Source organism: Candidatus Omnitrophota bacterium (assembly GCA_028693815.1).
Classification (GTDB): domain Bacteria; phylum Omnitrophota; class Gorgyraeia; order Zapsychrales; family Aceulaceae; genus Aceula.
In genome coordinates this window covers 25,946-37,459 of sequence record JAQUUP010000001.1, presented here as the reverse complement: position 1 = coordinate 37,459, position 11,514 = coordinate 25,946, and the positions used below count along the sequence as shown (strand labels likewise).

7 protein-coding genes and 1 tRNA gene are annotated in these 11,514 nt (G+C 37.5%); all 8 read left to right on the top strand.

Going from position 1 to position 11,514, the window contains the following annotated elements:
• Positions 1-3 precede the first annotated feature (3 nt).
• The 8 genes from PHY73_00145 to PHY73_00110 all read left to right on the top strand — a co-directional run bounded on the left by PHY73_00145 (position 4) and on the right by PHY73_00110 (position 11,511).
• Entirely contained in the window at positions 4-1,431 is a 1,428-nt protein-coding gene (locus PHY73_00145) for a glutamate synthase subunit beta (protein MDD3374124.1), read from the top strand.
• Positions 1,432-1,514: 83 nt separating this feature from the next.
• Positions 1,515-2,612: a glutamine-hydrolyzing carbamoyl-phosphate synthase small subunit gene (gene carA / locus PHY73_00140; protein ID MDD3374123.1), complete on the top strand. Its 1,098-nt coding sequence runs from the start codon at positions 1,515-1,517 to the stop codon at positions 2,610-2,612.
• Positions 2,599-5,838, top strand: coding sequence for a carbamoyl-phosphate synthase large subunit (gene carB, locus PHY73_00135; GenBank protein MDD3374122.1), 3,240 nt, complete (start codon positions 2,599-2,601; stop codon positions 5,836-5,838). The genes carA and carB overlap by 14 nt, the downstream gene beginning before the upstream one ends.
• Positions 5,839-5,840: 2 nt before the next feature.
• On the top strand, positions 5,841-7,214 hold the full coding sequence (gene purF / locus PHY73_00130) for an amidophosphoribosyltransferase (protein ID MDD3374121.1): 1,374 nt from the start codon (positions 5,841-5,843) through the stop codon (positions 7,212-7,214).
• 65 nt (positions 7,215-7,279) lie between these two features.
• Complete coding sequence (locus PHY73_00125) at positions 7,280-8,884, top strand: CTP synthase (GenBank protein ID MDD3374120.1); 1,605 nt, start codon at positions 7,280-7,282, stop codon at positions 8,882-8,884.
• Between the two features lie 6 nt (positions 8,885-8,890).
• On the top strand, positions 8,891-10,480 hold the full coding sequence (locus PHY73_00120; GenBank protein MDD3374119.1) for a hypothetical protein: 1,590 nt from the start codon (positions 8,891-8,893) through the stop codon (positions 10,478-10,480).
• 62 nt (positions 10,481-10,542) lie between these two features.
• A tRNA-Leu gene (locus PHY73_00115) sits at positions 10,543-10,623 on the top strand.
• 162 nt (positions 10,624-10,785) lie between these two features.
• Entirely contained in the window at positions 10,786-11,511 is a 726-nt protein-coding gene (locus PHY73_00110) for a hypothetical protein (GenBank protein ID MDD3374118.1), read from the top strand.
• Positions 11,512-11,514: the final 3 nt, after the last annotated feature.

The window sequence follows — 11,514 nt, the reverse complement described above, 5'->3', positions numbered from 1 at the left end:
ATCATGGGCGATATTACTGGTTTCTTAAAATATGATCGAAAAGATTTTTCTAAGGATTCTGTTGAGACGCGAAAGCGACATTGGAGGGAGTTTTTTCATCCTTTTTCAGATAGAGATTTGAGCCAACAGGCAGCGCGTTGTATGGATTGTGGAACGCCTTTTTGTCATTGGGGTTGTCCTCTGGCAAATTTAATTCCTGATTGGAATGATCTTGTGTATCGTGGTTGCTGGAAAGAAGCGTATGAACGTTTGGTGGAAACAAATAATTTTCCTGAAATGACTGGCCGCATTTGTCCTGCGCCATGCGAAAATTCTTGCGTTTTATCAATTACAAAAGATGCGGTCACCATTCGCAATGTAGAGCTTTTAATTATTGAAAAGGCTTTTGAAGAAGGCTGGGTCAAGCCTCGTCCGCCACTTAAACGTACGGGAAAATTGGTTGCTATTGTTGGCTCGGGACCTGCTGGATTAGCCTGTGCGGATCAGTTGAATAAGGCGGGTCATCGTGTTACCGTTTTTGAAAAAAATGAAAATATTGGCGGAATTTTATCTTTGGGAATTCCAGATTTTAAGCTTGAAAAAAAGATCATTGAAAGACGTATCAGCGTTTTACGAGACGAAGGGATTGTTTTTAAAACACGATGCCATATTGGTGTCGACATTTCGATTCATTATGTTCAAAAAGAATTTGATGCGATTGTTTTAGCTGGCGGATCACAAGAAGCGCGCGATCTTAAAATTCCTGGGCGAGAGTTAAAAGGAGTTTGTCAGGCGATGGATTATTTGTGTCAGCAAAACCGTATTAATGGGGGCGTGCTCATTAATCCGAAAGAGCAAATTAATGCTAAAGATAAGAGTGTTATTATTTTAGGCGGAGGAGATACGGGTGCTGATTGCATTGGTACGGCAAATCGTCAAGGGGCAAAAAGCGTAAAACAGTTTGAAATTCTTCCTTGTCCTTCATTGACAAGGACGACGGATAATCCGTGGCCTGAGTGGGCGCTCATCTATCGCAAAGGGAGTTCTCACGAAGAAGGTGTTGCTCAAGATTATTGTATTTTGACAAAAAGTTTAAGCGGGGAAAAAGGAAATCTTAAAAAGCTTCATGGCATAAGATTGGAATATGGTCCCAAAGATCCGATGACATCAAGGTCCTTGATGAAAGAAATTTCGGATTCTGAGTTTGAAGTAGATTGCGATTTGCTGATTTTGGCGATGGGCTTTATTGGTTCTTTAAAAAAAGGGCTCGTCGAGGATTTAAATATTCCGCTTGATTCAAGAGGCAATGTTAAAACAGATGTCAATTATATGACGAGCGTTAATGGTGTTTTTTCGGCGGGAGATATGCGCCGAGGTCAATCGTTGATTGTTTGGGCCATTCATGAGGGGCGCGGTGCGGCTGAATGCGTTGATCGATATTTGCGAAAATAATGCAGAGCAAATATGTTTTGACTGACCCCAAATTGATGGTATATTATCACTAGTTTTACTAGCCTTTTTGTTATCTATTTCATATGAAAAAAGCAATTATATATTTGGAGGATGGAACGATTTTTCAAGGACGTTCTATCTTTTCTTCCGGAGAAAGTGCAGGCGAGATGGTCTTTAATACCTCGATGAGCGGGTATCAAGAAATCTTGACTGATCCTTCCTATGCTGGTCAAATTGTCACCATGACATATCCTTTGATTGGAAATTACGGTGTGAATGAAGAAGATGTTGAGTCTAGCAAAATTCATGTTAAGGGTTTTGTTGTTAAAGAGTTTGCTCGTAGATTTTCTAATTTTCGTGCTACAAAATGTTTAATGGAATATTTAAAAGAAAATAACATCATCGCAATTGAGAATGTTGACACCAGAGCTCTGACGCGACATCTAAGAGTTTGTGGAGCTATGAAGGGTATCATTTCAACAAAAGATTTTGATTCTCAAAGTTTAGCGGATAAGCTTAAGAAAGTGCCAGATATGGAAGGTAGCGATTGGGTTAAGGAAGTTACGACTAAGGAAAAATATATCTGGAACAAAGAAGAAAAACATTCATTAAAAGTTGCTGTGATTGATTGCGGTGTTAAATTTAATATTTTAAGAATTCTCGCAAAGCTTGGATGCGAAGTTCATGTATTTCCCTCGACGGTTACGTCAGAAGAAATTCAAGCGATCAATCCTGATGGACTTTTTATTTCAAATGGTCCAGGTGATCCTGCGGCTGTGCCATATGTTGTTAAAACTGCAAAAGCCTTCTTAGGTAAGCTTCCTATTTTTGGTATTTGTTTAGGTAACCAGATTTTAGGTCTTGCGCTAGGCGGAAAAACATACAAGCTGAAGTTTGGTCATAGAGGGGCTAATCATCCAGTTAAAGATTTAAAAGAAAACAAGATTTCTATTACATCCCAAAATCATGGCTTTTGTGTTGATATGAAAAGTTTAAATAGTGATGATGTTGAAGTGACACATATTAATTTGAATGATAAAACTGTTGAAGGTATTGAACATAAAAAGTATCCACTTTTTTCTGTTCAATATCATCCGGAAGCTTCTCCTGGTCCGCATGACGCACAGTATTTATTTGATAAATTTATTAAAATGATGAAGGATTTTCATGCCAAAGCGTAACGATATAAAGAAAATTTTGCTTATTGGTTCTGGTCCCATTGTTATTGGTCAGGCGTGCGAGTTTGATTATTCTGGAACCCAGGCTTGTAAGGCGCTTAAAGAGGAAGGTTACGAGGTTGTCTTGATTAATTCAAATCCAGCGACGATCATGACAGATCCTGAGATTTCGGATGCGACATATATTGAGCCTTTGACGTTGGAGTTTTTAGAGCGCGTTATTGAAAAAGAGAGGCCAGACGCACTTTTGCCAACGTTAGGTGGGCAAACAGGATTAAATTTGGCAATGCAAGCTTTCGAGCAAGGTATTTTGGAGAAATATAATGTTGAGCTTATTGGTGCGCCTCATGAAGTTATCAAGAAAGCAGAAGATCGTGAATGTTTTAAAGCGGCTGTTTTGAAAGTTGGCCTTGAGGTTCCTCGCAGTACGTTTGCTTATACGATACAGGAGGCAAGAGAGGCAGGAAAGGAAATTGGATTTCCTTTGATTGTTCGGGCGAGCTATACATTAGGCGGTTCCGGCGGTGGGATTGCGCATAATGCAGAAGAGCTTGAAAAAATAGCGTTTTTAGGTCTCGAATGCAGTAGGAATAATGAAGTTTTGATTGAAGAGTCTATTGAAGGATGGAAAGAATATGAGCTTGAAGTCATGCGGGATTGCAAAGATAATGTTGTTATTGTTTGTTCTATTGAAAATTTAGATCCTTTGGGTGTTCACACGGGAGACAGTATTACCGTTGCTCCGGCACAAACTTTGACAGATAAAGAATATCAAAGAATGCGGAACCAAACCATTGCGTTGATTCGAGAAATTGGCGTTGAAACAGGAGGTTGTAACGTTCATTTTGCTGTTGATCCAACAAATGGCCGCATTGTCGTTATCGAGGTTAACCCGCGTGTATCACGCAGTTCGGCATTAGCTAGTAAGGCTACAGGCTTTCCGATTGCAAAGTTTGCAGCGAAATTAGCGGTGGGATATTCATTGGATGAAATTCGAAACGATATCACAAGAGAAACGCCAGCTTCATTTGAACCGACTATTGATTATTGCGTGACAAAAATCCCAAGATTTACATTTGAGAAGTTTCCAGAGGCAGGCGACACTTTGGGTGTTTCGATGAAATCTGTTGGCGAAACAATGGCAATCGGGCGCACGTTTAAAGAGTCTTTGCAGAAAGGGTTGCGTGGTCTTGAAATAGGACATGTTGGCCTGGACAATAAGCTCAAGTTTCAAGATATTTCTGATGAGAAATTGATACATCGACTTAAGAACCCGAATGCATCTCGTATTTTTTACATTAAATATGCGCTTCAAAAAGGAATGAGTGTCGATGAAATTTTTGAGATTACAAAGATTGATCCATGGTTTCTTTCTAATATTTCAGAATTAGTTGAGTTTGAAAATAATTTAAAAAAAGAATTCGAAGAAAATAAATCGGTTAGCAAAGATTCTTTAAGGCAAGCAAAGCAATGGGGTTTTGGTGACGCACAGCTGGCTCAGATTTTTTCAATAAGCGAAAAGGGAGTGCGAGCTTTAAGAAAAGAAAAGGGGATTCGAGCTGTGTTTAAATTGGTCGACACGTGTGCAGCTGAGTTTGAAGCCTATACGCCATATTATTACTCAACATATGAAGACGAAGACGAAAGTAAGGCTACGGAAAAAGAAAAGAGTCAGAAGAAAAAAATTATGATTTTAGGTGGCGGGCCTAATCGTATTGGTCAGGGAATTGAGTTTGATTATTGTTGCTGTCATGCTTCTTTTGCATTAAAAGAGATGGGTTGCGAAACTATTATGGTTAATTCAAATCCTGAGACAGTTTCGACAGATTATGACACATCTGACCGACTTTATTTTGAGCCTTTGACGTTTGAAGATGTTATGAATATTATTGAGGTTGAAAATCCTGATGGTGTTATCGTTCAGTTTGGTGGGCAGACGCCGCTTAATTTAGCGCGTGCCTTAAATGAAGCTGGAGTGCCGATTATTGGGACGACAGTTGAGTCTATTGATTTGGCAGAAAATAGAGAAAAGTTCTCAGAGTTTATTACAACGCTTGGACTTTCTCAGCCTGAAAATGGTTCTGCATTTTCTGCAGAGGAAGCGATTAAAATCGCAAAAAGAATTGGATATCCGGTTTTAGCAAGACCGTCATATGTTTTAGGCGGAAGAGCCATGAAGATTGTGTATGATCAAGAGGCATTGCTTGATTTTATTGAAGAGGCTAAAGATGTTTCCCAGGGGCATCCTGTTTTGATTGATCAATTTATTGAAGATGCGATTGAAGTTGATGTCGATGGTATTTCAGATGGAGAAGATGCTGTTGTTGCGGGCATGATGGAGCATATTGAAAATGCTGGAATTCATTCAGGAGACTCAGCCTGTGTTTTGCCACCTCATACATTGAGCTTGACTTTGATTAAAAGAATTGAGAAATATACTTGCGACATTGCAAGGGGATTAAAAGTTATTGGTCTTCTTAATATTCAGTTTGCCATTAAAGGAGATCGTATTTATGTCTTAGAGGTTAATCCGAGGGCGTCTCGTACGGTGCCTTTTGTTAGCAAGGCAACAGGTGTGCCTTTGGCAAAGATTGCCTCTCAGATTATGGCTGGCAAGAAAATGTCTGATTTTAAGTTTGTTAATATTGAGGAGCTTAAGAATATCTCGGTTAAAGAATCTGTTTTGCCTTTTTCTCGTTTTTCCGGCGTGGACATTGTCTTGGGTCCTGAGATGAAGTCAACAGGAGAAGTTATGGGGATTGATGAAACTTTTGGCGCTGCTTTTGCTAAATCGCAGGCGGCGGCGGGTCAATCTTTGCCTCAAGAGGGAAAGATTTTTTTAAGTGTCAATGAAACTGATAAGCGCAATATTGCATTTTTAGCAAAAAAACTAACGGACATGAAGTTTGAACTTCTTTCAACAAAAGGAACAGCGCGAGCACTTAAAACAAATGGAATTAAGGTTGAGGTTGTTAATAAGGTTGGAGAAGGTAAAAGTAATTTATTAAAATTAATTAAGAATAATGAAATTAATCTGATCATCAATACTCCTTCTGGGCAAAAGAGTCAGTCGGATATGCGATCTATTCGTGCGGCTGCTATTTTGCAAAATGTGCCATGTATCACAACGATACAAGCGGCGTGGGCAGCTATTAATGGAATTGAAGCGAGTAAAGAAAAAGATTTTAATGTAAAATCTTTGCAAGAATATTACCGTAAGGGAGTTTAGTTATGTGTGGCATTGTTGGGGTTTCCAATCATAAAGAAGCAGCAAAAATTGTTTTTCTAAGTTTATATGCGTTGCAGCACAGAGGGGAAGAGTCGTGCGGTATTCTTTCTTTTGACGGGAAGAGAATCCATTCAAAGAAAGCGCGTGGCCTTGTTGCAGATTGCTTTGATGAAAGTTCTGTTGAAAGCCTTAAGGGAAATTTTGCTATAGGCCATACTCGTTATTCAACAACAGGATCAAGTAATTCTAAGAATATCCAACCATTTTTGGCAACACATAAAAACAAGACTATTGTTATTGCACATAATGGAAATTTAACAAACACAGAAGAGCTTTGCAATGAACTTGAAGAGCAGGGATCTATATTTCAGACGACAATGGACTCTGAGGTGATTGTTCATCTTTTAGCAAGAACAAAGAACGGAGATGTTAAGAATTGGGTTAAGCAAGCTTTGATGCGTCTTCAAGGGGCTTTTTCGCTTGTTTTTATGATTGAAGATGTTTTAGTTGGAGCGCGTGATCCTTTTGGGTTTCGTCCATTATGTTTAGGTAAGAAAGACGACTCTTATATTCTAGCAAGCGAAACATGTGCCTTAGATTTAATTAATGCAGAACTAGTTCGAGAGATTGAACCTGGGGAAATTGTTTTTATAAGTGGCGGAAAAATTGAAAGTGTTTTCTTAGAAAGAAAAGAAAAGAACGCTCATTGTATTTTTGAGAATATCTATTTTGCTCGTCCTGACAGCCATATTTTTGATGACAATATTTATTTAGTGCGAAAACGTTTAGGCGAACAGCTTGCGCGAGAGAACTCGATTGATGCTGATTTTGTTATGTCGATTCCTGATTCTGGAAATTATGCAGCAGTTGGCTATGCGAAAGAATCTGGTCTTCCTTTGGAGATCGGCATGATTCGAAATCATTATATTGGACGTACGTTTATTCAGCCGAGTCAGTTTTTGCGGGAATTTCGTGTGCGTGTAAAGCTTAATCCCATTAGCGATGTTTTGAAAGGAAAGCGTGTTGTGGTTGTTGAGGACTCTATTGTGCGAGGCACGACCAGTAGAAGCCGTGTTGAGGAAATTAGAAAAGCAGGAGCTAAAGAGATTCATTTCCGAGTGACTTGTCCTCCGATTACGTTTCCATGTTTCTATGGCATTGATTTTCCAAGCAAGGATGAGTTGATTGCCTCTAATAAGAAAATCAAAGAAATTGCTGATTTTATTAAGGTCGATTCACTTGAATACTTAAGTTTAGAGGGAATGCTTAAAGTCATGAAAGACTCTAAGGCGTTTTGTCACGCATGTTTTGACGGTGTTTATCCGGAACAGATCCCTAAAAACCAGAGCAAGTATTTATTAGAAAAGAATTGCTAAAGTTTTAAGTGATAATTTTAAGAGGGTTATTATAATATTAAAAACTTTAAAGATCGGAAGTATTTATGAGTAAATTTATTTTTGTTACAGGTGGTGTTGTTTCAAGCCTTGGAAAAGGCATTGCTGCTGCTTCGATTGGAAAAATGCTCGAGGAGAGAGGTCTTTCTACAACGACAATTAAATGTGATCCTTATTTGAATGTTGATCCTGGAACCATGAGTCCATTTCAACATGGAGAAGTGTACGTGACTGATGATGGCGCTGAAACGGATTTAGATCTCGGCCATTATGAGCGTTTTACTAATGCGCGCGTTGGCAAGGATAGCAATATTACAACAGGGAAGGTTTATTTCTCTGTTATTTCAAAAGAACGTAAGGGCGAATATTTAGGAAAAACGGTCCAGATCATTCCTCACATCACGGATGAAATAAAAAATAGAATAAAAGGAGTTGCGAAAGCGCGTGATGTGGATGTTACTATTGTTGAAATTGGCGGAACTGTTGGTGATATTGAAAGCCTGCCGTTTTTAGAAGCTATTCGTCAGATGAAGTGGGAGACAGGTCCAAGTTATTGTATCAACGTGCATGTTACGCTTTTGCCTTTTATTAAGTCTGCAGGAGAACATAAAACAAAACCAACACAGCATAGCGTTGGGCGTTTACGTGAGATCGGGATTTCTCCTGACATTCTTTTATGCCGAACAGAAAAACATATGAATAAAGAGCAGAGAGAAAAAATTGCTCTTTTTTGTAGTGTTGATCGTGAGGCTGTTGTTGAAGCTGTGGATGTTAAGAATATTTATGAAGTTCCTCTTTGCTTTAAGAAAGAAGGGCTAGATGATTTAATTCTAAGAAAACTAAACATTAAAAGACCAGACAGTGATCTTAAAAAGTGGGAAGATTATGTTGTAAAACGGTTAAGAAATCCTTCGAAGGAAGTCAAGATTTCTGTTGTTGGAAAATATATTTCTCTTCCAGATGCATATAAGTCAATTTATGAAGCGTTGGTGCATGGTGGCATTGCAAACGATGCTCGTGTTGTTATTAATAGAGTAGATTCTGAAGATATTGAGAAGCTTGGTGCAAAGAAATACCTTCAAGATTCTGATGGCATTCTTATTCCTGGGGGATTTGGAACAAGAGGGATCGAAGGAAAGATTAAAGCTGTTGAATATGCGCGAGAGCAAGGGATTCCTTTTTTTGGAATTTGCTTAGGAATGCAGATTGCGTCTATTGAATTTGCAAGAAATGTTTGTGGGCTTAAAGGGGCTAATTCAACAGAATTTGAGAAATTAACAAAGTATCCTGTGATTAGTCTTTTGGAAGAACAAAAGAAAGTAAAGAATATGGGAGCGACCATGCGCTTGGGAGCCTATCCTTGCAAGCTGCAGAAAAAAACAAAAAGCTTTCAGGCATATAAAAAAGAAAATATTTCGGAGAGGCATCGTCATCGTTATGAGTTTAATGATGAATATCGGAAAGCTTTTGAGAAAAAAGGTGTTATTTTTTCAGGGATTAATGTAAAAAAGAAACTTGTGGAGATTCTTGAGCTTAAGAGTCACCCATGGTTTGTTGCATGCCAGTTTCATCCCGAGTTTAAATCAAAGCCAGATAAGGCGCATCCTTTGTTTCAGAGTTTTGTTGCTGCTTCTTTGGCAAAAAAGTCTTAACCCTCTATGATTAAGAAAAAAGTTTTTTATAAGCCTGTTGTTTTTTTTCTTTTTTTAATTTCTTTATGTATTGCTTTTTGGCCTGCCATTGCATCGCACTATGTTTATCATGACGATGTTATTTTCTTTCTGAAAACCCCGACTAGACTAGAAACACCAGGAGTTGTTTATAATTTATCCATTGGACGTTTTATCGGCGCACATTTATTTTTGGCGATGGGACTTTTGATTAATTCTATTAAAGATCTTAATCTTGTTCGTTTTTTAGGTGTTATCAATCTTGCTCTTTGCGCATCAATCTTCTTTTTTTGGATTCGAAAGAAATTCTTCTCACCGATCAACGCTTTTTTGCTATCTCTAACTATTTTTACTTTGCCTTCTTTTCAAGTGGCTGTCTCTCAAACGGCAATGGCGTATCAACCGGTTTCGATTCTGTTTGTGATGGGCGCTTTTTTAGCTAGTGACCGCATTTCTTTGACAGATAAGATTCTTCGGCGGATAGTTAGCGGCCGATTTGCTTTATCTGTTTTTTTGTTGTTTTGCGCACTATCAATATACAAGCCAACATCAATGTTTTATTGGACTATGGTTGGAGTGGTGATTTTATTCTCTGAATTTTCAAATGTTTCTGAAATTAAGAATCGGATGATTAATTTATTTTCGCCGGCGGTATTCTCTATGGTGCTTTCTTTAATTGTTCTTCATGTGGTTAAACCTTATTTTGCTCGATTTAATTTATTTGGATACAACCCGTATGAAGTCACAGCAGACTATTTTGGAAAAATAGCATGGTTTTTTCGAGAGCCGCTATTTAATGCCTTAAATTTGTGGAATATTTTTCCCCACAAGATGTTTGCGAGTATTGTTGTTTTTTTTATTGGTTCTGCTATTGTTTTAGAAATTGTTCGACAGCCAAAAGAAAAAAGAGCTAAATCTTTTACAAATGGTTTTGTTCGGTCTTTGATCTTGATTGTTTTGATGTTTTTAAGTTTTTTGCCTAATCTTGTTTCCACTCAAAATGCTTTTTATTATCGATGTTTGGGGCCGTTGACAATCCTTGTTTTCTTTGTTGTGATATGGGCCGCAAGAGCATGGACTCAGTTTCTTGCTAAGGGCCGGAAACTCATATTTTCCGTCGTGCTTTTATTGTTAAGTTTTTACGGTATGGCGCAAGCATATCAGACGATATTAAAGTATCGAGTTATTCCAAGTCAAAAAGAAATTCAATTTGTTAAAGATCAAATAACAAAGGCAGACCTGAATCAATATAAAAGAATTTATTTTATTCAACCTCAAGAAAAATATTTAAAACATAGAGGTGATGAATTTGGTAACTTAACAACTTCCTATAGTCACAACATGGTTGGATTGACCTCTTTTGTCTTAAGGGAGATTGCGCAAGGAAAAATGGAAATATTTAATATTAGTTTTGATCCGAAGACAAAAACGGTTTTATATATTTTTAGAGATATTGTTAATAAAAGAAAAATGTTTCGCTATGAGATTAAAGTTGATTCAGGGACTATTCTTGATAAGCCGTTGCGTTTTCAAGAGAAAACGTTTGTTGTTGACATGAGACGTTTTGAAAATAGATAAAAGATGGCAAGGTAAGTTCTTTGGTTGAAAAAAATCAAAGAGAGGCTATAATGCTAGCTTGCGCGCGGGTGGCGGAATGGTATACGCGCACGTTTGAGGGGCGTGTGGGGTAACCCGTGTGGGTTCAAGTCCCACCCCGCGCATTAAAAGGCTTAGATAAGATCTAGGCCTTTTTTATCCACTATGTTCATAGAAGTTTCAAGTCTATTTTTGGATAAACATAAAGGCAGTGGCGATTTTTCTTTTGATAAGGTATAATATTTTATCAAATCAATATTTATTTAATTCTTTGAAAAGGAGATAATATGGAAGAGAATTTTGGAGTGATTTTTAAGAAAAGTTATGATTTACTTCTAAAGAATATTAAGGCATTTTCTATTGTTTATGCTATTTTCTTTGTTCCGACGACTGTCCTTGTTTTGTTGGGGGTTGGAAGCTTTAAACTTTTACAGACAGCTGATGCTGGCCCATCAGGCCTTTCTGTTTTAATTTCAGCAATAATTTTTATTCTTACAATTTTGATTTCTTTATTTTATTCGATAGCGCTCATTAAAACAGTTCACAATGTGGCACAAGATCAATCGGTTAATGCGGTGGAAATGTATAAACAAGCAAAGGATATTTTTAGTCCTTTTGCAATTGTATCTATTCTTGTTTTTGTGAAGGTTATTTTGTGGTCCTTGCTTTTGATTGTTCCAGGCATTATTTTTTCTGTTTTGTATGGGTTTTCTAGTTATTCGGTGATTATTGACGATAAAAGAGGAAATGAAGCTTTGGCTTTTAGTAAATCTGTTATTAAATCAAATTTAAAAGAGTTTTTGCTTAAAATGTTTGCGTTAATGGGTGCTATGATTTTAGCGGCAATTTTGATTAGCCTTGTATCTGCTTTTTTTATTTTGATTCCATTTATTGGAGTCGCGGTTGGAACTATTGCTAGTGAAGTTGTCAAGGCAGCGCTCGGCATTTATGCTTTAATTTTTAGTTATTATTTGTATCAGGATTTAAAAAATAAAACAGTTGCACAAATTTAGGAT

Bases quoted from the DNA above. Each gene is read 5' to 3' on its own strand.
- PHY73_00125 (MDD3374120.1), top strand. From the start codon at position 7,280: ATGAGTAAATTTATTTTTGTTACAGGTGGTGTTGTTTCAAGCCTTGGA.
- PHY73_00120 (MDD3374119.1), top strand. From the start codon at position 8,891: ATGATTAAGAAAAAAGTTTTTTATAAGCCTGTTGTTTTTTTTCTTTTT.
- purF (MDD3374121.1), top strand. From the start codon at position 5,841: ATGTGTGGCATTGTTGGGGTTTCCAATCATAAAGAAGCAGCAAAAATT.
- carB (MDD3374122.1), top strand. From the start codon at position 2,599: ATGCCAAAGCGTAACGATATAAAGAAAATTTTGCTTATTGGTTCTGGT.
- carA (MDD3374123.1), top strand. From the start codon at position 1,515: ATGAAAAAAGCAATTATATATTTGGAGGATGGAACGATTTTTCAAGGA.
- PHY73_00145 (MDD3374124.1), top strand. From the start codon at position 4: ATGGGCGATATTACTGGTTTCTTAAAATATGATCGAAAAGATTTTTCT.
- PHY73_00110 (MDD3374118.1), top strand. From the start codon at position 10,786: ATGGAAGAGAATTTTGGAGTGATTTTTAAGAAAAGTTATGATTTACTT.